General features: G+C 53.8%; 21 protein-coding genes. 4 read left to right on the top strand and 17 right to left on the bottom strand.

From position 1 onward, the window contains the following. Positions 1-45 precede the first annotated feature (45 nt). The 3 genes from menF to VH187_RS21955 form a co-directional block, all read right to left on the bottom strand. Positions 46-1,335 carry an isochorismate synthase MenF gene (menF, locus tag VH187_RS21945; RefSeq protein WP_329703555.1) on the bottom strand — a complete coding sequence of 430 codons (1,290 nt, stop codon included), beginning with the start codon at positions 1,333-1,335 and terminating at the stop codon, positions 46-48. 98 nt (positions 1,336-1,433) lie between these two features. After that, the gene (gene elaB, locus VH187_RS21950) at positions 1,434-1,739 is read right to left on the bottom strand and encodes a stress response protein ElaB (protein WP_329703556.1); all 306 of its coding nucleotides are present in this window, start codon (positions 1,737-1,739) and stop codon (positions 1,434-1,436) included. A 46-nt stretch (positions 1,740-1,785) separates the two neighbouring features. After that, positions 1,786-2,244: a GNAT family N-acetyltransferase gene (locus VH187_RS21955; RefSeq protein ID WP_329703557.1), complete on the bottom strand. Its 459-nt coding sequence runs from the start codon at positions 2,242-2,244 to the stop codon at positions 1,786-1,788. Positions 2,245-2,291: 47 nt separating this feature from the next. Between VH187_RS21955 and rnz the strand changes: the two genes are divergently transcribed. Next, positions 2,292-3,212 (top strand): ribonuclease Z, encoded by a 921-nt coding sequence (gene rnz / locus VH187_RS21960; RefSeq protein ID WP_329703558.1) that lies wholly within the window; start codon positions 2,292-2,294, stop codon positions 3,210-3,212. A 63-nt stretch (positions 3,213-3,275) separates the two neighbouring features. Beyond that, on the top strand, positions 3,276-4,280 hold the full coding sequence (locus tag VH187_RS21965) for a chemotaxis protein (protein WP_329703559.1): 1,005 nt from the start codon (positions 3,276-3,278) through the stop codon (positions 4,278-4,280). Positions 4,281-4,339: 59 nt separating this feature from the next. On the opposite strand, the gene nuoN is transcribed toward VH187_RS21965, so the two are convergent. From nuoN to lrhA, 14 genes are all read right to left on the bottom strand, one after another. After that, positions 4,340-5,797 carry an NADH-quinone oxidoreductase subunit NuoN gene (gene nuoN, locus VH187_RS21970; RefSeq protein ID WP_329703560.1) on the bottom strand — a complete coding sequence of 486 codons (1,458 nt, stop codon included), beginning with the start codon at positions 5,795-5,797 and terminating at the stop codon, positions 4,340-4,342. Between the two features lie 6 nt (positions 5,798-5,803). Continuing rightward, complete coding sequence (gene nuoM, locus VH187_RS21975) at positions 5,804-7,333, bottom strand: NADH-quinone oxidoreductase subunit M (protein WP_329703561.1); 1,530 nt, start codon at positions 7,331-7,333, stop codon at positions 5,804-5,806. A gap of 27 nt (positions 7,334-7,360) precedes the next feature. Continuing rightward, positions 7,361-9,202: an NADH-quinone oxidoreductase subunit L gene (gene nuoL, locus VH187_RS21980; protein ID WP_329703562.1), complete on the bottom strand. Its 1,842-nt coding sequence runs from the start codon at positions 9,200-9,202 to the stop codon at positions 7,361-7,363. Further along, positions 9,199-9,501 (bottom strand): NADH-quinone oxidoreductase subunit NuoK, encoded by a 303-nt coding sequence (gene nuoK / locus VH187_RS21985; RefSeq protein ID WP_097161765.1) that lies wholly within the window; start codon positions 9,499-9,501, stop codon positions 9,199-9,201. The genes nuoL and nuoK overlap by 4 nt, the downstream gene beginning before the upstream one ends. Further along, on the bottom strand, positions 9,498-10,052 hold the full coding sequence (gene nuoJ / locus VH187_RS21990; protein ID WP_329703563.1) for an NADH-quinone oxidoreductase subunit J: 555 nt from the start codon (positions 10,050-10,052) through the stop codon (positions 9,498-9,500). Before nuoJ ends, nuoK begins: the two co-directional genes overlap by 4 nt. An 11-nt stretch (positions 10,053-10,063) precedes the next feature. Continuing rightward, entirely contained in the window at positions 10,064-10,606 is a 543-nt protein-coding gene (gene nuoI, locus VH187_RS21995) for an NADH-quinone oxidoreductase subunit NuoI (RefSeq protein WP_015365590.1), read from the bottom strand. A gap of 14 nt (positions 10,607-10,620) precedes the next feature. Beyond that, on the bottom strand, positions 10,621-11,598 hold the full coding sequence (nuoH, locus tag VH187_RS22000) for an NADH-quinone oxidoreductase subunit NuoH (protein ID WP_329703564.1): 978 nt from the start codon (positions 11,596-11,598) through the stop codon (positions 10,621-10,623). Further along, entirely contained in the window at positions 11,595-14,321 is a 2,727-nt protein-coding gene (gene nuoG, locus VH187_RS22005) for an NADH-quinone oxidoreductase subunit NuoG (RefSeq protein WP_329703565.1), read from the bottom strand. The genes nuoH and nuoG overlap by 4 nt, the downstream gene beginning before the upstream one ends. Before the next feature lie 55 nt (positions 14,322-14,376). Beyond that, positions 14,377-15,714 (bottom strand): NADH-quinone oxidoreductase subunit NuoF, encoded by a 1,338-nt coding sequence (gene nuoF / locus VH187_RS22010; protein WP_329703566.1) that lies wholly within the window; start codon positions 15,712-15,714, stop codon positions 14,377-14,379. Continuing rightward, positions 15,711-16,211 carry an NADH-quinone oxidoreductase subunit NuoE gene (gene nuoE / locus VH187_RS22015; RefSeq protein ID WP_329703567.1) on the bottom strand — a complete coding sequence of 167 codons (501 nt, stop codon included), beginning with the start codon at positions 16,209-16,211 and terminating at the stop codon, positions 15,711-15,713. The genes nuoF and nuoE overlap by 4 nt, the downstream gene beginning before the upstream one ends. A 2-nt stretch (positions 16,212-16,213) precedes the next feature. Then, positions 16,214-18,007 (bottom strand): NADH-quinone oxidoreductase subunit C/D, encoded by a 1,794-nt coding sequence (nuoC, locus tag VH187_RS22020; RefSeq protein ID WP_329703568.1) that lies wholly within the window; start codon positions 18,005-18,007, stop codon positions 16,214-16,216. A 99-nt stretch (positions 18,008-18,106) separates the two neighbouring features. Further along, complete coding sequence (gene nuoB, locus VH187_RS22025; protein WP_329703569.1) at positions 18,107-18,781, bottom strand: NADH-quinone oxidoreductase subunit NuoB; 675 nt, start codon at positions 18,779-18,781, stop codon at positions 18,107-18,109. Positions 18,782-18,796: 15 nt separating this feature from the next. Further along, the gene (gene nuoA, locus VH187_RS22030) at positions 18,797-19,243 is read right to left on the bottom strand and encodes an NADH-quinone oxidoreductase subunit NuoA (RefSeq protein ID WP_159770227.1); all 447 of its coding nucleotides are present in this window, start codon (positions 19,241-19,243) and stop codon (positions 18,797-18,799) included. Positions 19,244-19,870: 627 nt separating this feature from the next. After that, positions 19,871-20,812, bottom strand: coding sequence for a transcriptional regulator LrhA (gene lrhA, locus VH187_RS22035; RefSeq protein ID WP_329703570.1), 942 nt, complete (start codon positions 20,810-20,812; stop codon positions 19,871-19,873). Between the two features lie 943 nt (positions 20,813-21,755). Here lrhA and alaA point away from each other — a divergent pair. Further along, entirely contained in the window at positions 21,756-22,973 is a 1,218-nt protein-coding gene (gene alaA, locus VH187_RS22040; protein ID WP_329703571.1) for an alanine transaminase AlaA, read from the top strand. Between the two features lie 81 nt (positions 22,974-23,054). Continuing rightward, on the top strand, positions 23,055-23,654 hold the full coding sequence (yfbR, locus tag VH187_RS22045; protein WP_329703572.1) for a 5'-deoxynucleotidase: 600 nt from the start codon (positions 23,055-23,057) through the stop codon (positions 23,652-23,654). Positions 23,655-23,697 lie beyond the last annotated feature (43 nt).

A 23,697-nucleotide genomic window follows, 5' to 3' on the forward strand; every position in this document is an offset into this window, starting at 1 on the left:
TAGATGAGCGATTACGACAGGTTATTGATTTGTGTCGGTTATAGGCTAATCCGAGAGCAGCAGCGAGCGTAGCCCGGCTGCTTTTTGGGTGATTTCCTGCCATTCCTGCTCGGGATCCGAACCGCGAACAATGCCAGCCCCGGCATACAATCGTGCCACTTCGCCGCTGATTTTTGCTGAACGCAGCGCCACGCAAAATTCGCTCTTTGGTAAGCTGAGATAGCCCGCCGAACCCGCATACCATTCACGGGTAAAAGGTTCATGGTGCTCGATAAACTGGCGTGCCTTTTCGCGCGGTAAACCTGCGACAGCCGCCGTCGGTTGAAGCTGGAACAAACAACGCACATCATCAGGCATTTTGAGTTCAGCCTGAATGCAACGGCGCAGATGCTGGACTTTACGCAGCCGAATGACCTCTGGCGGCAGCACTTCCAACGCACTCACATCCTGTTGCAAGCGCTGGCAAATATCTTCCACCACCAGCAGATTTTCCCGCTGATTTTTATCATCACGCATCAGCCAGTCGGCAAAATGCAGGGCTTGTTTATCGTCGTGATGACTCGCCACTGTTCCCGCCAGCGCTTCGGTTTCAAGCTGTGTTCCCTGGCGCTGCCAAAGCCGTTCTGGCGTCGAGCCGAGAAACGCGTTTTGTGCATCGAAGGCCATCAGAAAATGGTAGCAATTAAGGTTTACGCGGCGGCTGGCAGCCATCATTGCCCCGGCATGTAGCGGTGCGGCAAAACGTAAATCGGTGGCACGGGCGAGGACGACTTTATCCAGCATACCTTCCTCGATGGCCCCGGTTGCGGTTTCAATCAAACGGATCCAGCCAGCGCGATCAGGGAAATGGCGCTCGCCTTTAAACTCGCCGCTTAAAACAGGCAGTGGGTGGGAAAGCAGCAGAGAAGATAAAAACGTCCGGGCCTGTTGGGCATCATCACGCAGCGAAACATCACTACTCAGTGTCAGGCGCAATGAAGCTTTACCCGCATCACGTCGCCACTCCAGGCGTGGCAAAAAGAGTTGCCCTGCTTCGGGTTCAAAGGCGTTGAGCCCCCATATGCGGAAGTCCGTTTGCGCCTGCTGGAGAAAATGATTAGCTTCGGGAAGAGAGGTAAAAAAGCGCACTGCGCCGAGTGCCGCTGACTCTTCATGACCACTGCGATGCTGCCAGTAAAACTGCGGGAAAATGGGCTGACAGCAAAGCCAGCTCAGGGGATCAAACGCATCATTCAGAGGAAAGGGAGTGTCAAAAATTCGCGAGCCAGGCGCATCAGGCATGTCGTCAGACAGAAAACCCAACAGGTTTTCTAACGCAGCGGTAATGGAATGCACGCAAATCTCCCTCTGATAAAACCACGCATTATAAAGGGTACTGCCGGAAAAAAGCAGTACCCATGACGAGGGAGCGGTTTAAATCAATGCGCGAACGGTTATCGGCGGGCCAGCAACAGACCCAGTACCAGGCCAACAGCAGCCCCTACGCCAATTCCTTGCCAGGGTTTCTCATGCACGTAATCATCGGCACGTGTTACCGCCTGTTTGGCGCGATAGTAATAGGTGTCGGAAGCCTGGCTCACGCGGGCCTGTACGTCCTGTAGCGCCTGTTCTGCACGAAGTTTAAGTTCGATGTACTTCTGATCGGCGGGGTCGCCGGAGGAGCTTAAAACTTCTTCCAGAGTCTCACTCAGCAGAGCCAAATCGTCATCAATACGTGATTCATAAGAATGATATGCCATCAGTTTTCTCCTTGGTTAAACCTGTCCGCTAACTATAGACAATGGTTCAGGACTTCGCTTCCCGCGCCATGCCAATGTGCGGGATGCCGTCTTCATCATAAACGTCCGTCACCGGGGAAAACCCAAAGCGCGCGTAAAACGGTTGCAGATGTGCCTGCGCGCCCAGGTACAACGCCTTCTGCGGCCAATATTGCTGGCAACTGGCGAGGGTTTGTTCCATCAGTTGTACGCCCAATTTTTCGCCGCGAACCGCACTGCTGACAATCACCCGACCAATCACCACCGGTTCAAATTCAGCCTCACTTTTCAGAATCCTCGCATACGCCACCAGCTCGCCATCGCGCCAGCCGAGAATATGTCGGTTCTCGCCCACCAGGTCATCGCCATCGACATCCTGATAGGCACAGGCCTGCTCCACCACAAACACTTCACAGCGTAACTGCAATAAAGCGTACAGTTGCTGGACCGTTAACTGGCTGTGGTGAAGATCGTTCCACTGAATCATATTGCGCTCCGGTATACTGAGTATTCTGACAAAGAAGGAAATGCGTTATGGAATTGATTTTTCTCGGGACATCCGCAGGCGTACCGACCCGTCACCGTAATATGACGTCGATAGTGCTTAATTTGCAACAGCCAACGCTGTCGCAAATGTGGCTGTTTGACTGTGGCGAAGGCACTCAGCATCAGTTTCTGAAAACCAGCCACCATCCGGGAAAGCTCGATAAAATATTTATCACCCATCTGCACGGCGATCATTTATTCGGCCTGCCGGGCCTGCTGTGCAGCCGTTCGATGCAAGGGAATCCATCCCCACTGACCATTTACGGACCGAAAGGGATCCGTGAGTTTGTCGAAACAACACTGCGCCTGAGCGGCTCGTGGACAGACTTTCCGCTGACCGTTGAAGAAATTAGCGAAGGTGAAGTGTTTGACGATGGCCTCTTTCGTGTCACCGCTTATCCGCTGAATCACCCGGTGGAGTGCTATGGCTATCGCATTGAGCAGCACGATAAACCCGGTCCGCTTGATGCGGCGAGATTATTGGCAGACGGTATCAAAGCCGGGCCGTTATTCCAGGATCTCAAGAAAGGGCTGACAGTGGAAATGCCTGACGGGCGCATCGTCAACGGTCAGGATTATCTTGGCCCGAGCACGCCGGGTATCAAACTGGCTATTTTCGGCGATACCGCCCCCTGCCCCGCAGCGCTGGAACTGGCTCAGGGCGTGGATGTGATGGTACACGAAACAACGCTTGAACATGAGATGGCTGAAAAAGCCAACAGCCGTGGTCATTCCTCGTCCATTCAGGCAGCAGAGCTGGCACGCGAGGCCCAGGTAGGCAAACTTATCATTACGCATGTCAGTTCCCGCTATGACTGGCAAGGCTGTCAGCGATTACTGGAAGAGTGTCGCACTGTGTTTACACCCTGCGACCTTGCAGAAGACTTCAGTATTTTCCCGCTGGCTTAACTTTTGTCCACGCATGCCGATAACAGAGTAAAGGCTCGGCCTTATCTTCACTCTGAGGGCAACATGGACAATTTCCAGAAAGATATCGACGACAGGGCAAATCTGACCCTGTCGAACCGCTTTGAATTGCTGCTGTTCCGTTTAGGGGCATCGGTCGAAGGCGGCAAGTCAGAACTCTTCGGCATTAACGTTTTCAAACTGCGCGAAATCGTGCCGATGCCTGCCTTCACCAAACCCGCAGGCATGAAGCCCCCGGTAATGGGGATGGTGAATATTCGTGACCAGATTATCCCGGTTATCGACCTGCCATCGGTGCTGGGCTGTAAAGCGGAAGGTGGGCTGAATATTCTGCTGATCACCGAATACGCACGCAGCGTTCAGGCGTTTGCTGTCGAGTCGGTCGAAAACATCACGCGCCTCGACTGGACCCAGGTGCACACCGCTGAAAAAGCCGTGAACGGTCAATACATCACCAGCATCGCCTGTCTCGATAACGAAAGAGACAGTAATAACCTGGCGATGGTTATCGACGTGGAACAAATTCTGTACGACATCGTTCCAGCCGACCACGATTTACATTCCACACGCTTAACCGCGCCAAAACAAAGCATCAAGTCCGGTGCTATCGCGATTGTGGCGGAAGATTCTAAAGTCGCGCGAGTGATGCTGGAGAAAGGTCTGGAGGCGATGGAAATCCCGGCCAAAATGCACGTTACCGGACTCCAGGCCTGGGAGACTATCGAAAAGCTGGCGAAAGAAGCCCAGGACGAAGGCATCCCGATAACTGATAAAATTGCGCTGGTGCTGACCGATCTGGAAATGCCGGAGATGGACGGCTTTACCCTGACGCGTAAAATCAAAACTGACCCGCGCCTGAAATCCATTCCGGTAGTTATCCACTCTTCACTGTCGGGCAACGCCAACGAAGATCATATCCGTAAAGTGAAGGCCGACGGCTATGTCGCCAAGTTTGAAATCAACGAACTGTCGACGGTGATTAAAGAAGTGCTGGAACGCGCCGACCGCCACGAAGACGGACCGTTGATCAGCCGATTGCATTCGGTGTGACTGAAACGCTGCCATAAAAAAACCCGCCGAAGCGGGTTTTTTATTATGTAATCATCAGATTACATCATTGGCATCGCCATCTGGACGATATTGATCAGCGGCTGTGGATAGATACCGAGGATCAGCACCAGCAGCGCGGAAATCAGCACCACAATACCGCCAGCGCTGTACTGCCAGTTGCGTGGTGCATCGCGATTCAGTTGCTGTGGCGCTTCCAGATACAGGCTCACCGCTACGCGCAGGTAGTAGTAAAGACCAATCGCAGAACCAATCACCACCGCAGCAGTCAGCCACCACAGGTGTGCCTGAACACCAACCGCCAGCACGTAGAATTTACCGATGAAGCCAAGCGTCATCGGGATACCTGCCAGGGACAGCATCATCACAGTCATGACCGCAGACAGAATCGGACGGTGCCAGAACAGACCACGGTAGGAGTACAGAGAATCTGCATCCGGGCCACGGTATGGGCTGGACATCAGGCTGACTACGCCGAACGCGCCAAGGCTGCTGAACAGGTAACCGGCCAGATACACGCCCACGGTTTCCATGGACATTTTGCCGCTGTGCATTGCAATCAGCGCCACCATCAGATAACCCAAATGCGAGATGGAGGAGTAACCGAGCAGACGCTTGATGTTGGTCTGGCTCAGCGCCATCAGGTTACCGAAGATGATAGACACGAAGGCAATCACGCCCAGTACCACACGAACGGCTTCACTGTTGCCCACCGGAGCGTACAGGAACAGACGCATTACCACGCCGAAGATTGCGATTTTACTCGCGGTCGCCAGGAAAGTGGAAACCGGTGCAGGCGCGCCCTGATACACATCTGGCGTCCACAAGTGGAACGGCACCAGAGAGAGTTTAAAGCCGAGGCCAACAATCATCAGACCCAGACCTGCCAGCAGCAGCGGCTCGTGCAGCATGTTGTCTGCAAGTGCTTTACCGATGGCAAGGAAGGACAGCGCGCCGGAGTTCGCATACACCAGCGCCATACCGAACAGCAGGAAGGAAGACGCTGCGGCAGACAGGATGGTGTATTTGATGCTCGCTTCGAGGGAACGCTTCTGACGATACGCATACCCAATCAGGCCGAACAGCGGCAGCGAGATAAGCTCGATACCGAGGAACAGCGCCGCCATGTGGTTAGCATTCGCCAGAAGAATGCCACCCAGTGCAGCAATCAGCACCAGCAGGTAGAACTCTTCTTTGTTGTCGTAATAGCCCTCAAGCCACGGGTAGGCAAAGGTACAGGTGGCGAGACTCGCCAACAGCACAAGCCCGGTGTAAAGCATGGCATAGCCATCTACACGCATCAGCGGTGTGACGTCCATTGCCCCTGCGTGACCAACAAACCAGAGCGACAGCAGTGCGGCGTTAAGACCGACAACCGCAAGCGTGGCATTCAGGAAATGATTGCGTCGCCACGCAATGGAGAGCATCACAACCACCACCGTCAAGCCGACGATCAGCAGCGGTAGCAGTGCGATCAGTTGTTGTGGAGTTATTGTCATGGCGATTTACGGCCTTGTAGTAGAAACAGAATTAACAAACCACTGCTGGATATTGCTCATCGCGCCGTGAGAGGTGTCGAGGATCGGCTGCGGGTAGAACCCGAGCAGAACCAGCAGCACAACCAGCAGCAGGATGATAAACAGCTCGCGCAGCGACATCCCTGGCAGTTCTTTCGCCGCAATTTCGCTCTTCGCTTTACCGAAGTAAGCGCGATGCAGCATCGCCAGCGAGTAAACGGAAGCAAAGACCAGACCGAAGGTGGAAATCACGGTAATGGTCGGCACCACGTGGAAACTGCCGAACAGGATCATGAATTCGCCCACGAAGTTACCGGTGCCCGGCATCCCGAGCGTTGCGACCGCAAAGAACATCGACAGTGCTGGCAGCCACTTAATTTTGCTCCACAGACCGCCCATCATGCGCATGTCACGCGTGTGCAGACGTTCGTATAGCTGGCCGCAGATGATGAACATACCCGCCGCAGACAAACCGTGCGCAATCATCATGATAATGGCGCCCTGATAGGCCAGCTGGCTGCCAGTGTAAATCGCAATCAGCACGAAGCCCATGTGCGATACCGAGGTGTAGGCAATCAGACGTTTGATATCGTACTGAGCAAAGGCCATCCACGCGCCGTAGAAAATACCGATAACGCCAAGCCACATCGCGATTGGCGCGAATTCGTGGGATGCGTTCGGGAACAGCGGCAGCGCGAAACGCAGCAGACCGTAGGCCGCCGTTTTCAGCAAGATACCCGCGAGGTCAACAGAACCCGCTGTTGGCGCCTGAGAGTGTGCATCCGGCAACCAGCCGTGCAGCGGCACCACCGGCATTTTCACTGCGAACGCAATGAAGAAGCCGAGCATCAGCAGATATTCCACATTGTGGGACATCGGTGTTTTCAGCAGTTCTTCATAGCTGAAGGTCCACACGCCGGTCGCGTTGTAGTGCACAAACACCAGACCCAGAATCGCAATCAACATCACCAGACCACTCGCCTGGGTGTAGATGAAGAACTTGGTCGCCGCCGTGATACGCGTTTTACCGTCAGAGGCTTTGTGGCCCCACAGCGCGATCAGGAAGTACATCGGGACCAGCATCATCTCCCAGAAGAAGAAGAACAGGAACATGTCGATGGCGAGGAACACGCCAATCACGCCGCCCAGGATCCACATCAGGTTCAGGTAGAAGAAGCCCTGGTATTTTTGAATTTCTTGCCAGGAACAAAGTACTGCCAGAACACCGAGCAGGCCGGTCAGTACCACCATCAGCAGCGACAGACCGTCGAGGGCGAGGTGGAACGTGATACCAAAGCGCGGGATCCACTGCAGAATAAATTCAGACTGCCATTGCGGAAGACCTGCGGCTTGCGTCAGAGAGTAGCCGCCCTGCAGCCACAGCTGCAGGGAGAGGGCCAGCGTCAGTCCCATTGTGATAAGCGCAATCCAGCGCGGCATCTTCTCGCCGAAGCGTTCAGTCTGCCAGCATAAGAAGCCGCCGATAAACGGGATTAGTATTAGCCAGGGTAATAACATGGCGATTTATATTCCTTTTCTGTCAACTCAACGCAAAACCATCAGCAGCGCGAGAACAACCACCGCGCCAATGCTCATGGATGCCACATACCAGCGCAGGTAACCATTCTCGCTCACCAACAGGCCTTTGCCTGCGAAGCGGGAAAGAATGGCCGGGATATTCATCATACTGTTCAGCGGATCGCGTTTCAGCAGCCACGCAATACCCAGATACGGTTTGACGAAGATGTTGTCGTACAGCCAGTCGAAGCCCCACGCGTTGTACCACCAGGTCCCGAGCAGACGGCCCGGTGCGCTGTTAGCAATCGCGGTAACCAGTGTACGTTTCCCGAGCCACAGCCATGCGGCAATCAAAATGCCTGCAATCGCGACAATCCCGGAGGTGATTTCCAGCGCCATCACGTGGCTATGTTCAAGCTCAGTGGTCTGAGGCAGTACACCCTGCAGTGGCGGAACAATCATTGCGCCAACGAAGGTGGACAGAACCAGCAGCACGATCAGCGGGAGATGATGGGTAATCCCCTTCCCTGCGTGAGCGTGGATCTGCTCTTTGCCGTGGAACACGATGAAGATCATGCGGAAGGTGTAGAGGGAAGTCATAAACGCCCCAACCAGACCCGCCACCATCAGATTGATGTGACCGTTTGCCATCGCACCGGCAAGGATTTCGTCCTTACTGAAGAAGCCTGCGGTAATCAGCGGCAGAGCGGACAACGCCGCGCCCCCGACCAGGAAGCAGACATACACCAGCGGAATAGACTTACGCAGACCGCCCATCTTGAAGATGTTCTGCTCGTGATGGCAAGCCAGGATCACCGAACCAGAGGAGAGGAACAGCAGCGCTTTAAAGAACGCATGCGTCATCAGATGGAAAATCGCCGCATCCCACGCCTGAACGCCGAGCGCCAGGAACATGTAGCCAATCTGACTCATGGTGGAGTATGCGAGTACGCGTTTGATGTCGGTTTGCACCAGCGCGGCGAAACCTGCCAGCACCAGCGTGACCGCACCAACGATACCCACCAGATGCAGAATTTCCGGCGTCATCAGGAACAGACCGTGGGTACGGGCAATCAGATAGACGCCCGCAGTTACCATGGTCGCGGCGTGGATCAGCGCTGAAACTGGCGTAGGACCGGCCATCGCATCTGCAAGCCAGGTCTGCAACGGCAGCTGGGCAGATTTACCGACCGCACCGCCCAACAGCATCAACGTCGCCCAGGTCAACATGTTGTTGCCCGCTTCGAAGTGCTGTGGTGCCAGTTCAACCATTTCGCGGAAGTTCAGGGTGCCCAATTCGTTGTAGAGAATGAACAGCGCGAAGGCGAGGAATACGTCACCGACACGGGTCACCACGAAAGCTTTCATTGCCGCAGCGCCATTCTTCGGATCGGTGTAGTAGAAACCGATCAGCAGATAGGAGCACAGGCCCACGCCTTCCCAGCCGAGGTACATCAGCAGGAGGTTGTCGCCCAGGACTAACACCACCATGCTCGCGATGAACAGGTTGGTGTAGGCGAAGAAGCGGGAGTAACCCTCTTCACCGCGCATGTACCAGGAAGCGAACATGTGGATCAGGAAGCCGACACCGGTCACGACTGACAGCATGGTCAGTGACAGGCCATCGAGTACCAGGTTGAAGCCGATATTGAAATCACCGACCGACATCCAGTTCCACAGCGGAACGCTGATAGCCTGTTTGCCGTTAGCGAAGAAATCAACGCCAACAAACGCGGTGGTCAACGCGGCGAGGCCAACAGAACCCATACCGATGGTGGCGGAAACGTTCTCCGACCAGCGGCCGCGGGAGAAGGCTAGCAGCAGGAAGCCAATCAATGGCAAAATAATGGTTAAGGCAAGCATGTTCATCCACGCAACTCACTTACTGAATCGATGTTCAGGTTCTGGCGGCGACGGTGGAGCTGCAACAGCAGCGCCAGGCCAATACTCGCCTCCGCAGCCGCGAGGCTGATAGCGAGGATATACATCACCTGACCGTCGGTCTGGCCCCAGTAGCTTCCGGCGACCACAAAGGCCAGCGCGGCGGCGTTAATCATGATTTCCAGCCCGATCAGCATAAACAGCAGATTGCGGCGGATAACCAGACCGGTCAGACCGAGAACGAAGAGGATCGCGGCGAGGATCAGTCCATGTGTTAAGGGGATCATGCTTGCTCCTCCGGTTTTCTTTTCGCGCTATCGTTCGCACGGTTGCTCAGCACCTCACCGGCACGATCTTCACGTCCCAGATGGAAGGCGACAACCAGGCCCGCCAGCAGAAGCATGGAAGCCAGTTCCACTGCCAGTACGTACGGACCAAACAGCGCAACACCCACTTCTTTGGCGCTGATGGCGTTGCCTTCGATGCCCTGGTCGCTAACGCCCAGGATACCGTACACAATCACGGCCAGCAGGATAACCGACAGCACGCCAGGTCCAATCCAGACCTGCGGCTTCAGCCACTGACGTTCCTGTTCGATTTCGGCTCCGCCCAGGTTCAGCATCATCACCACAAACACGAACAGCACCATGATCGCCCCGGCGTACACGATGATCTCCAGTGCACCAGCGAAATACGCGCCGAGCGAGAAGAACACCCCGGCAATCGCCAGCAGGGAGATGATCAGGTACAGCAACGCGTGCACCGGATTGGTGTGCGTGATGACCCGCAACGTGGCCAGGATGGCGACGAGACCACAAATATAAAATGCGAATTCCATTGCCCCGCTCCTTACGGTAATAGGCTCTTGACGTCGATAGGCTTGGCTTCGTTCTCTGCTTCGCCCTTATCTTTGCCGTCGATTGCCATACCCGCCATCCGGTAGAAGTTATATTCCGGGTATTTGCCCGGACCGGAAATCAGCAGATCCTCTTTCTCGTACACCAGGTCCTGACGCTTGTATTCACCCAGTTCGAAATCCGGGGTCAACTGAATCGCCGTGGTTGGGCACGCTTCTTCACACAGACCGCAGAAAATGCAGCGCGAGAAGTTAATACGGAAAAACTCTGGATACCAGCGACCGTCTTTGGTCTCTGCTTTTTGCAGAGAAATACAGCCGACCGGACAGGCTACCGCACACAGGTTACAGGCTACACAACGCTCTTCGCCGTCCGGATCGCGCGTCAGCACGATACGACCACGGTAGCGCGGTGGCAGATATACCGGCTCTTCCGGATACATCTGCGTTTCACGTTTGGCGAACGCATGCATACCGATCATGCAGATACTGCGAACCTGGGTGCCAAAGCCCACTAATAATTCTTTTAAGGTCATGGTCTATTCGCCCCTTATGGCTGCTGCCAGAGAATGACAGCCGCCGTTACCAACAAGTTGATCAGCGTCAGCGGCAGGCACACTTTCCAGCCGAAGGACATCACCTGGTCATAACGCGGACGTGGCAATGCAGCACGGATCAAAATGAACATCATCATGAAGAACGCGGTTTTGATCGCGAACCAGATGAATGGCGGTAAGAACGGACCCTGCCAGCCACCGAAGAACAGCGTCACGATAAGCGCTGACACGGTGACGATACCGATATATTCACCCACGAAGAACAGGCCGAATTTCATACCGGAATATTCAATGTGGTAACCGTCGGCCAGTTCCTGCTCCGCTTCCGGCTGGTCAAACGGATGACGGTGACACACCGCCACGCCCGCGATAGCGAAAGTGATGAAGCCGAAGAACTGTGGAATCACGTTCCACAGATGCGCCTGGTTATTGACGATATCGGTCATGTTGAAGGAGCCAGCCTGCGCGACAACGCCCATCAGCGACAGGCCGAGGAACACTTCGTAGCTCAGGGTCTGCGCGGAAGCACGCATTGCACCAAGCAGCGAGTATTTGTTGTTACTCGACCAACCCGCGAACAGCACGGCATAAACCGCCAGGCCTGCCATCATCAGGAAGAACAGGACGCCGATGTTGAGGTCAGCCACCACCCAGGTCGGACTGACCGGGACAATGGCGAACGACAGCAGCAAAGAGGTGAACGCGATAACCGGCGCAAGGGTAAAGATAACCTTGTCGGTAAATTTCGGGATCCAGTCCTCTTTGAAGAACATCTTGATCATGTCCGCCACCAGCTGGAGTGAACCACCCCAGCCTACGCGGTTCGGTCCATAACGGTTCTGGAACAGACCGAGCAGACGACGTTCACCAAAGCTCATGAACGCGCCGCAGGTGACTACTACCAGCAGAATAACGACCGCTTTCAGGATGCTTAACAGAATGTCGATAACATCCGGTGTTAACCAACTCATGCTTTCGCCTCCTGCAGATTTTCAATACGCGCACCCGCCAGCACTGGCGCAATACCTGGCATACCCATCGGCAGACCTACCTGCCCTGCTGTCAGCGCTTCGGAAAGCACCAGCGGCAGATTGATGGTTTGACCGTCGTAGCTCAGCGCAATGTTCGCCCCGGCGTTAACGCCCAGTTTCGCGGCATCTGCTGGATTGAGCTTGATGTACGGCTGTGGCATGCGTTGCTGGAAGACCGGCGAACGCTGTGACAGTTCGTCACTGCCGAACAGGTGGTAATACGGCGCGATACGCCACTGACCGTCCTGCGCTTCAAAGCTTGTCGGTACCTGGTCGAAATAAGACAGACCGTTTTCCGATGCTTCGATCAGACGCACACCCGGATCACCGTGACGCAGTTTGCCACCCACTTCAGCCTGGAACTTGTTCCATGCCTGCGGTGAGTTCCAGCCTGGCGCCCATGCGAACGGAATTTGCGAACGCGCGGCGGATGGCTGGTTGTTCCCTTCCATTGAGAAGGCGAACATGGTGTCTTTATCCTGCGGCTGACGCGGTTCATGCACGCTGATGTTCGCCCGCATTGCGGTACGTCCACTGTAGCGGTGCGGTTCACGCGCCAGTTTCTGACCACGGATACGGAACGAAGCGTCAGGTGCGGCTTCTTTGATGCCTGCCAGTTGTGGCAGAGCAGCAACAGCGGCATCAATCACGTGATCGAGCTGAGTCCAGTCGACTTCACGGCTTTCGAGAGTGCTGTGCAACGAGTGCAGCCAGCGCCAGCTTTCCAGCATGATGATATTGCTGTCGTAATAAGCCGGATCATAAACCTGGAAGAAACGCTGAGCGCGGCCTTCGTTGTTGATAACCGTCCCGTCGCTTTCCGCGAAGCTCGCGGCAGACAGCACCAGATGGGCTTTGTCCATAATCGCCGTGCGCTGATGGTCGATAACCATCACCAGCGGTGCTTTGGACAGCGCAGCATCAACGCGAGCAGCAGAAGCGTGACGATGCAGATCGTTTTCCAGCACCACCACCGCATCGGCAGAACCGCTTTCCAGTTCGTCCAGTGCTTCTTCAAGCGAACCACCGCCAATCATGCCGAGACCAACGCTGTTGACCGCACGAGCAATCATGGTCACGCCAACGTCTGCACCACGGCCTTTCAGCGCTTTGGCGACGTTAGCAGCGGCCTGAATGATTTCAGCACTGCCGGAGTTAGTCCCGGAGACAATCAGTGGTTTTTTCGCACCGGCTAACGCCTGCACGATAACGTCCACTTTGCCTTTTAAATCGTTGCTAAGGCCTTCCACCGCTGGCGCACTATCATCCAGCGCGTGAGCGATAGCAAAGCCTAAACGCGCCTGATCTTCAACCGGTGCGCAGTAAGTCCACGCCGCGATGTCATCCAGACGTGTACCGTCGACATTCGTCACAAACAGCGGATGCTTGGCACGTTGACCGATGTTGAGGATCGCCGCAATCTGCCAGTCAGCCACTTTCTGTGCCGCTGCCATTTCACGTGCTTTACCTTTCACCGCCTGGCGAACAGCCAGCGCAACGCGAGCCCCGGTCTGCGTGATGTCTTCACCCAGCACCAGCACGGCATCGTAAGATTCGATGTCACGCAGCGCAGGCGTATGAATGCCGCCTTCGCGCAGCACTTTCAGGGCCAGTTGCAGACGTTCCTGCTCGCCTTTGGCGATACCGGTATAGAAGTTATCCGCACCGACCAGTTCACGCAGCGCGAAGTTGCTTTCAACGCTCGCACGCGGGGAACCGATGCCGATGACTTTCTTCGACTGGCGCAGAATATCGGCCGCGCCCTGCATCGCCTGCTCGGCGTTCAGGGTGATGAAATCATCCCCACGACGCTGTACCGGCTGACGCGGACGGTCTTTCAGGTTCACGTAGCCATAACCGAAACGACCACGGTCGCACAGGAAGTAATGGTTTACGGTACCGTTGTAACGGTTTTCGATACGGCGAAGTTCGCCATAACGCTCACCCGGGCTGGTGTTACAGCCAAGGGAACACTGCTGGCAGATGCTTGGCGCAAACTGCATGTCCCATTTACGGTTGTAACGCTCGGAGTGGGTTTTGTCGGTGAAAACGCCAGTCGGGCAGATTTCAACGAGGTTACCGGAGAATTCGCTCTCCAGCGTACCGTCTTCCGGACGACCGAAATAGACGTTGTCGTGCGCGCCGTAAACACCCAGATCGCCGCCATCGGCGTAATCTTTGTAGTAGCGCACGCAGCGGTAACAGGCGATGCAGCGGTTCATTTCGTGAGAGATGAACGGCCCCAAATCCTGGTTACGGTGGGTACGTTTGGTGAAACGATAGCGACGGAAGTTATGACCCGTCATCACGGTCATATCCTGGAGGTGGCAGTTGCCGCCCTCTTCACAGACCGGACAGTCGTGCGGATGGTTAGTCATCAACCACTCGACCACGCTCTCGCGGAACTGCTTCGCTTCTTCGTCATCAATAGAGATAAAGGTGCCATCGGATGCCGGAGTCATACAGGACATCACCAGGCGGCCACGCGTGTCTTCCGCGTTTTGATATTGCTTCACCGCACACTGGCGGCAGGCGCCAACGCTTCCCAGCGCCGGATGCCAGCAAAAATAGGGAATATCAAGGCCGTGGGAGAGGCAAGCCTGTAACAGGTTGTCCGCTCCGTTGACCTCGTATTCTTTGCCGTCTACATGAATCGTAGCCATTAGCGTGCTTCCAGTTGGCCCGGTCAAACCGGGCGTTAATCAAATTTGTAAATTGCTACCAGCGGCTCTTCAGCAAGTTAGGCTGGATCCCATTAATCAGATGGGTGTTGCTGAACTGCTGTTTGATGCCTGCTTCGAATTCGTCGCGGAAATATTTAATCGCGCTTTGCAGCGGCTCGACCGCACCTGGCGCATGCGCACAGAAGGTCTTGCCCGGCCCAAGCGATCGACACAGTTGCTCAAGTGTCTCGATATCGCCCGGCTGGCCTTCGCCATTTTCAATCGCGCGCAGAATTTTCACGCTCCACGGCAGGCCATCACGGCACGGCGTACACCAGCCGCAGGATTCGCGGGCAAAGAATTCTTCCAGGTTACGCACGAGGCCAACCATTCCGATTTCGTGGTCAACGGCCATCGCCAGTGCTGTACCTAAACGGCTACCCGCTTTACCGATGCTTTCGAATTCCATCGGCAAATCCAGATGCGCTTCGGTCAGGAAGTCAGTCCCTGCCCCGCCCGGCTGCCAGGCTTTAAATTTCAGGCCATCACGCATGCCGCCCGCGTAGTCTTCGAGAATTTCACGCGCCGTGGTGCCAAACGGCAGTTCCCACAGGCCCGGGTTCTTCACGCGACCGGAGAAGCCCATCAGCTTGGTGCCCGCATCTTTGCTTTTCGAGATATTCTGATACCACTCCACGCCATTAGCGAGGATGGCCGGGACGTTGCACAGGGTTTCTACGTTGTTGACGCAGGTCGGTTTGCCCCATACGCCGGAACTTGCCGGGAACGGTGGCTTAGAACGTGGGTTCGCACGACGACCTTCGAGGGAGTTAATCAGCGCGGTTTCTTCCCCGCAGATATAACGGCCCGCGCCGGTATGCACGATCAGTTCGAAATCAAAACCGGTGCCGAGAATGTTTTTCCCGAGCAGACCCGCTTCGGTCGCTTCGGCAATCGCACGACGCAGGTGAACCGCAGCTTCGATGTATTCGCCACGCAGGAAGATGTAGCCACGGTAGGCTTTCAGCGCGAACGCTGAAATCAGCATGCCTTCTACCAACAGATGCGGGAGCTGTTCCATCAACAGGCGGTCTTTATAAGTGCCCGGCTCCATTTCATCGGCGTTACACAGCAGGTAACGGATGTTCATGGATTCGTCTTTTGGCATCAGGCTCCACTTCAAACCAGTGGAGAAGCCCGCACCGCCACGCCCTTTCAGACCCGCGTCTTTTACCGCGTTGACGATTTCATCCGGTGCCATGCCCGCCAGCGCTTTACGCGCTCCGGCATAACCGTTTTTGCTCTCATATTCTTCGAGCCACACCGGCTGTTTGTCTTCGCGCAGACGCCACGTCAGCGGATGCGTTTCAGGCGTCAGGGTAACGTTTTTCATTTATACCGCTCCAGCAGGTCAGGGATCGCCTCCGGCGTCAGATGACTGTGAGTATCTTCATCAATCATCATGTTCGGCCCCTTATCGCAGTTGCCGAGGCAACAGGTCGGCAGCAGGGTGAAGCGACCATCAAACGTGGTCTGGCCTGGCTTAATATTGAGTTTTTGCTCAAGCGCGGCCTGAATCCCCTGATAACCGGTGATATGACACACCACGCTGTCGCAATAGCGAATCACGTGACGGCCAACCGGCTGGCGGAAGATCTGACTGTAGAACGTAGCAACACCTTCGACATCGCTTGCCGGGATTCCCAGCGCGTCGGCAATGGCGTAGATCGCCCCATCCGGCACCCAGCCACGCTGCTTCTGAACAATCTTCAGCGCTTCAATGGACGCCGCACGCGGGTCTTCGTAGTGGTGCTTTTCGTGCTCGATAGCGTCACGTTCTGCCGCACTCAGCTCAAAAGCCTCGGTTTGTGGTTGTTGATTCTCGTGCATAATTAGCGGTCCACATCTGACATAACAAAATCGATACTACCCAGATAAACGATCAGATCCGATACAAGGCTGCCGCGGATTGCCGCAGGGATCTGCTGCAAATGCGCATAGCTCGGCGTACGGATACGGGTGCGGTAGCTCATGGTGCTGCCGTCGCTTGTCAGGTAGTAACTGTTGATGCCCTTGGTCGCCTCAATCATCTGGAAGGATTCATTGGCCGGCATAACCGGGCCCCAGGAAACCTGCAGGAAGTGGGTGATCAGGGTTTCGATATGCTGCAGCGTGCGCTCTTTCGGCGGCGGCGTGGTCAGCGGATGATCCGCTTTGAACGGGCCGGCTGGCATATTTTTCAGGCACTGGTCAAGAATGCGCAGGCTCTGGCGCAGCTCTTCAACTTTCAGGGTAAGACGCGTGTAGCAATCGCTGACACCGCCACCTAAAGGCACTTCGAAATCGAAGTTCTGGTATCCAGAGTAAGGACGGGCTTTACGCACGTCGAAGTCGATACCGGTTGCACGCAGGCCAGCACCTGTGGTGCCCCACTCCAGCGCTTCTTTCGCGGTGTAAGCGGCAACGCCCTGTGAACGCCCTTTCAGAATAGTGTTACGAATTGCCGCTTTCTCGTATTCGGCCAGACGTTTTGGCATCCAGTCGAGGAACTCTTTCAGCAAGCCTTCCCAGCCACGTGGCAGGTCGTGTGCAACACCGCCGATACGGAACCAGGCCGGGTGCATACGGAAACCGGTAATCGCTTCAACCAGATCGTAGATTTTCTGACGATCGGTAAACGCGAAGAACACAGGCGTCATCGCACCAACGTCCTGAATGAACGTGGAGATGTACAGCAGATGGCTGTTGATACGGAAGAGTTCGGAAAGCATAACGCGGATAACTTCCACGCGCTCCGGCACTTCGATCCCGGCCAGTTTTTCAACGGCCAGTACGTATGGCATTTCGTTAACGCAGCCGCCGAGGTACTCGATACGGTCTGTGTACGGAATGTAGCTGTGCCAGGACTGACGCTCGCCCATTTTCTCAGCACCACGGTGGTGGTAACCGATATCCGGCACGCAGTCGACAATCTCTTCGCCATCCAGCTGAAGGATGATACGGAATGCACCGTGCGCAGATGGGTGGTTAGGACCGAGGTTGAGGAACATGAAGTCCTCGTTTTCGGTGCTGCGTTTCATGCCCCACTCTTCAGGCTTGAACGTCAGCGCTTCCATCTCGAGATCTTGTTTTGCTTTCGTCAGCTCAAACGGATCGAATTCGGTAGCACGCGCTGGATAGTCTTTACGCAGCGGGTGGCCTTCCCAGGTATCCGGCATCATGATACGGCGCAGATTCGGGTGGCCCTGGATGTTAATCCCAAACATTTCCCAGGTTTCACGCTCATACCAGTTGGCGTTCGGGAAGAGTTTGGTCACCGTTGGCACATTCAGATCGTTCTCAGACAGCGCAACCTTGAGCATGATGTCGCGGTTGCGGTCGATAGAAATCAGATGATAGAAAACGGAAAAATCAGCGGCGGGTAACCCGTCACGGTGAGTGCGCAGACGCTCGTCCATGCCGTGTAAATCAAACAGCATGACGTAAGGTTTTGGCAATCTCTTGAGGAAATCGACAACTTCCAGTAACTGTTCACGCTTAACCCAAACAACGGGTACCCCGGTGCGGGTTGGCTGAACGGTAAAGGCATCCGGCCCAAAACGGTTGCGCAGTTCGCCAATCACCGGGTCATCAAGATGATCCCGGGTCTGCCATGCGGCAGCTTCATGCGCGGTTAAATCGGTCATATTGTTCACCTTGCAAAAGGTCCGTGGTGACTGTCGGACGTGGCTCCGCGCTATTAATTTTGATATGCGAAGGCTAAATCACGGCCAACAGGCGCAAAGTTAAATCTCGTCAGGTGTACGGAGATTCGTCACAGCAATACGTTCGCCGCGTTTACGCTCGCGCTCAGATTGCATATTGGCGCGATACACGCCCTGATCGCCAACCACCCAAGAGAGCGGACGACGTTCTTTGCCGATCGATTCCTGCAGCAGCATCAGCGCTTGCATGTAGGCTTCCGGACGCGGCGGGCAACCTGGGATATAAACATCGACCGGGATAAACTTATCGACGCCCTGCACAACAGAATAAATGTCGTACATGCCGCCAGAGTTTGCACAGGCGCCCATGGAAATTACCCATTTCGGCTCGAGCATCTGGTCATAGAGGCGCTGAATAACAGGGGCCATTTTGGTGAAGCAAGTACCCGCCACCACCATCAGGTCAGCCTGACGCGGGGAAGCACGCAGTACTTCTGCACCAAAACGCGCAACGTCATGCACCGCAGTGAATGACGTAACCATTTCAACGTAGCAGCAAGACAGGCCAAAGTTGTAAGGCCAGATTGAGTTCTTGCGGCCCCAGTTGACCATGTCGTGCAAGGCATTTTCGAGCTTGCCTACATACACGCTTTTGTTTACTTCCTGCTCAAGAGGGTCGGTGACGATCTCTTGTTTTTGCAGGGGGTAACGGTCGTTCTCACCGTTAGGATCTATGCGGGTGAGCGTATAATCCATCTTATTGCCTCGCTTTTACTGCGTATGACGATTAGTAGTACTGTCGGTTTCCGGGTTAACCAGCGTGCGGCGGGAACGCGAAGGCGTCCAGTCCAGCGCACCAATACGAACGAGGTAAACCAGGCCTGCCAGTAACACTAAAATGAAAATTGCGGCTTCTACAAAGCCCACCCAACCGCTTTCACGGATTGATGTAGACCATGCGTAAAGGTAAAGGGCTTCCACGTCAAAGATGACGAAGAACATGGCGACCAGGTAAAACTTCGCCGAGAGACGTAAGCGAGCGGAGCCCACAGAGTCGATACCCGACTCGAACGGGGTGTTCTTGCTACGCGCGCGCGCGCGACCGCCGAGATACCAACCGCCAACCAGCATCAAACAGCAGAGGCCTATGGCAATGATGAGAAATATAGCGAATGCCCAGTGATGAGCGATGACTTCAGTGGATGTTGACATACGCAAAGCTTTACCAAAATAAGTAGCGCCGGAACTCTGCTCTGATTGGCAGATGAACGCCACATGATTCATGGGGAGGAATTAAAAACCACAAAAAGTGTGCCACTACTGGGCAAAAACAGCTAAATGATGTGGTTTTTTACTCCTTTCTATAACCTTTTGTCAACTTTAACAAAAGTTTCCTCACATTAGTTTACACCGAACACCTCCCATTAACATTAAATGCCCTTTAGCTTTTTCGCAGCGAAAAAACCTTGTGGATTTACGGTTGGTGAATCGTGTCCGTGTGAGGTTTAAATACACGTAACCCTTCTATTTTGACAGGAATCGGCGGTGATTCCTCCCCCCAATCGGGAGTATTTTCTTGATCTGAGACACGCTTCTGTTAATTCACACATAAAAACAGCAACAATACGACCGTTTTTTTAACATTAGCAGGAAGTGGTAAGTTAGGATTGTAAAGAGAGAGAAAAACATTACCAACGCGCATAGTGTAATGAAAAATAAAGATAAAAAAGCACAAAGAAACAATTACGCTTACTCTTTATCCACAAAAAAGGCCGCTGAGCGGAATTTGCTCATCAGCAGCCTTTTTTTGCACTTACAATTTGTTACCAGATAACAAGGATGCTTTTACCCTAAATCCTTTTCAGCAACAAGGGTATCATCTCCCCCTTCCGAGGTATATCCGCCATACTGATACCAGGGATTATTATAACTTTCAAGTGACTGAAAAATCGCCTGCACCAATTCGTTCGGACTCTGAGGGTTACAGCTCAGCAGATATTCGGTATCTGGTAACTGCGGCAATCCATCGCTTTTACCCAATACGCGCAGCTCAGGGCTCATCATCTCAACGGGACGCGCTGTGACGCCTAACCCCGCTTTAACCGCCGCGCGCACGGCAGACAGCGTTGAGGCGACGTAAGCCAAACGCCATGGAATGCGTGCCGCATTCAGGGTATCGATAATCATATCGCGGAACGGACTAGGATCGTCCAGCAGCACCAGCGGCACCGCTTCGCCTGGCGGCAGCACGTAGTCTGCCGCGCAGTACCAGAGCGTCGGTGAGGTACGCAGCAACACAGACTCAAACTGCGCCAGCCGATGAGTGGTTAATACCAGATCCACTTCGCCCGCCAATAGCATTTCGCCCATTTCCGCATGGCGCTTAACGCGTACATCCAGCGCCAGTTTGGGATAAACTGAGCTTATTCGGTTGAGCAAAAACGGCAGGATCGTGTCCGCCGATTCATCAGACGAACCAATAGTCAGCATCCCTTGCAGCGAACTAAACATAAGCGATGTACAGGCTTCATCATTAAAGCGCAGGATCTTGCGGGCATAACCCAACAATTGAATACCGTGCTCGGTAAGCAGCTTGTTTCGACCATGTCGGGCGAACAATTCTTTGCCGACCAATTGCTCAAGACGCTGCATCTGCTGACTAACAGCGGACTGGGTCCGGCATACAGCAGCGGCAGCGGCGGCAAAGGTGTTCAGATCGGCGACCGCAACAAACGTTCTCAGCAGATCGAGATCGAGATTCAATATCGGACGATTTGCGTTAATCATATTTCTTCACTTACAGGTTGCATGTGCTGACCTGCCTGGTTGATGCTGTGCTCCACGAAACTCAGGCAATTCCTTTTGAATCATATCCCCCGGCCCGGCGAGCCGGACGAATGCCTGAAAGAGCGTTATTGCATTATAATTGCCTGCCTGCTTCTCTATGAGCAGACCCCTTAGCTATATTTTTGCTTACACCTGGATAACGAGATAATTATTTCTGGCACATTTGTGTGAGATTATTCAAAAAAAACGGTTACTTTTACTCTGAGTTCTTTAAGAACTCTCAACAATATTGCCAGGATTCACAGGCACATCGAAATCAACAAAAATACGAGCAATAACATAAAGTTACATTGAAACAGCAAACCAGACCATCACCGTCATGGTGGTAATCGCGGCATGCTGACCGTGGTATCCTACCGCAAAAACATTATATTTATAAGTGGTATTAGGCTTTATCTTACATAAAAATTTAAATGATAATCATGAACCAGGAATAAATTAACAAACAGAAAAGATAACTTTGCAATTAATGAAATATTATTAATTGATTAAAGATTCTTTCATTAACAACACTTAACAATGTATTCACAGCGCAGCGTATTAGGCATCATCTTAATGTTAGCAAACCACCGTGTTTTAGCGCCTAAATTTTCACCAGAAATCCTTAATTGTTGGACAGGAGAGTCGTCGACAGATTTAATTAATGCAGTTAAAAATTCACGCAATAACAAAAAAATCAGCATTAATGACTGGAGTGAATCGTAAAGCGAGGTGATTTAAGCAGTCGAAGCAGCTTAATCTCAGACAAACAAATTACGGATCTATTGCGCACTGTGCAAAATATTGTCCTGTTACCCTTCAAAATACACGGGATGGGGAGTACCTTATTCCATGCAGGCTTCCACGGCAGGGAGCGGCGAAACTAGCAAAAAGGTCGAGATCCATGTCCCCCATCGAAAAATCCAGCAAATTAGATAATGTCTGTTACGACATCCGTGGCCCGGTACTTAAGGAAGCTAAACGTCTTGAGGAAGAAGGCAATAAAGTCCTCAAACTGAACATCGGCAACCCTGCCCCGTTCGGCTTCGACGCGCCAGATGAAATCCTCGTAGATGTCATCCGCAACCTTCCTACGGCGCAGGGGTACTGCGATTCCAAAGGATTGTATTCGGCCCGTAAAGCCATCATGCAACACTACCAGGCGCGCGACATGCGCGACGTCACGGTAGAAGATATCTACATCGGCAACGGTGTGTCTGAACTGATCGTTCAGGCCATGCAGGCGCTGCTCAACAGCGGCGATGAAATGCTGGTTCCTGCCCCTGATTATCCGCTGTGGACAGCAGCGGTCTCGCTTTCAAGCGGTAAAGCAGTGCATTACCTCTGCGACGAATCCGCTGGCTGGTTCCCGGATCTTGACGATATTCGCAGCAAAATCACCCCGCGCACCCGCGGGATCGTGATTATTAACCCGAACAACCCAACCGGCGCGGTCTACTCGAAAGAGCTGCTGCTGGAGATTGTAGAAATCGCACGTCAGCATAATCTGATTATTTTTGCTGACGAAATCTACGACAAGATCCTGTATGACGAAGCCCAGCACCATTCGATCGCGGCCCTTGCACCGGATCTGCTGACCGTCACCTTTAACGGTTTGTCTAAAACCTATCGCGTCGCCGGATTCCGTCAGGGCTGGATGGTGCTGAACGGGCCGAAGAAACATGCCAAAGGCTATATAGAAGGCCTGGAAATGTTGGCATCCATGCGTTTATGCGCCAACGTTCCGGCACAGCACGCCATTCAAACAGCGCTGGGCGGCTATCAAAGTATCAGTGAATTTGTTGCACCCGGTGGGCGTCTGTATGAGCAACGCAATCGTGCATGGGAACTGATCAATGAGATCCCGGGCGTCAGTTGCGTGAAGCCTAATGGCGCGCTGTATATGTTCCCGAAAATTGACAGCAAGCGGTTTAATATTCACGACGACCAGAAAATGGTGCTCGATTTCCTGTTGCAGGAAAAAGTGTTGCTGGTTCAGGGCTCTGCTTTCAACTGGCCGTGGCCGGATCACGTGCGTATCGTTACCCTGCCGCGCATCGACGATCTGGAAATGTCGATTTCCCGCTTTGGCCGCTTCCTCTCCGGCTACCATCAGTCTTAAAACCGCTGACCGCCGGAATTTGCATCCGGCGGTCAACTCGGCGCACAATGAGTAACCTGCTGTAACGCATCAAGGAACCTCATGAGCCAGAGTCATTTCTTTGCCCACCTTTCCCGTCTGAAACTCATCAATCGTTGGCCGCTCATGCGCAATGTGCGCACTGAAAATGTTTCCGAGCACAGTTTGCAGGTCGCTATGGTGGCCCACGCACTGGCGGCAATCAAAAATCGTAAGTTTAACGGTACGGTTAATCCTGAACGGATCGCGCTGCTGGCGATGTATCACGATGCTTCCGAAGTGCTGACAGGCGACCTGCCTACCCCGGTCAAATATTTCAATTCCCAGATTGCTCAGGAATACAAAGCGATAGAAAAGATTGCTCAGCAAAAACTGGTTGATATGGTGCCGGATGAGCTGCGTGATATTTTTGAGCCGCTGATCAACGAACATCATTCCAGTGAAGAAGAAAAGTTGTTGGTGAAACAGGCCGATGCGCTGTGCGCATATCTGAAATGTCTGGAAGAACTGTCTGCCGGGAATAATGAATTTCTGCTGGCGAAAGGACGGCTGGAAAAGACGCTGGAATCCCGCCGCAGCGAAGAAATGGACTACTTCATGCAGGTCTTCGTGCCAAGCTTCCAGTTATCGCTCGATGAAATAAGCCAGGACTCGCCGCTTTAACTATTCCACTATTCGCCCAGCAGCGCTGTGCTTGCAGGGCTTA

Origin of the sequence: Scandinavium sp., from assembly GCF_036271055.1 — a bacterium.
Taxonomy (GTDB): domain Bacteria; phylum Pseudomonadota; class Gammaproteobacteria; order Enterobacterales; family Enterobacteriaceae; genus Scandinavium.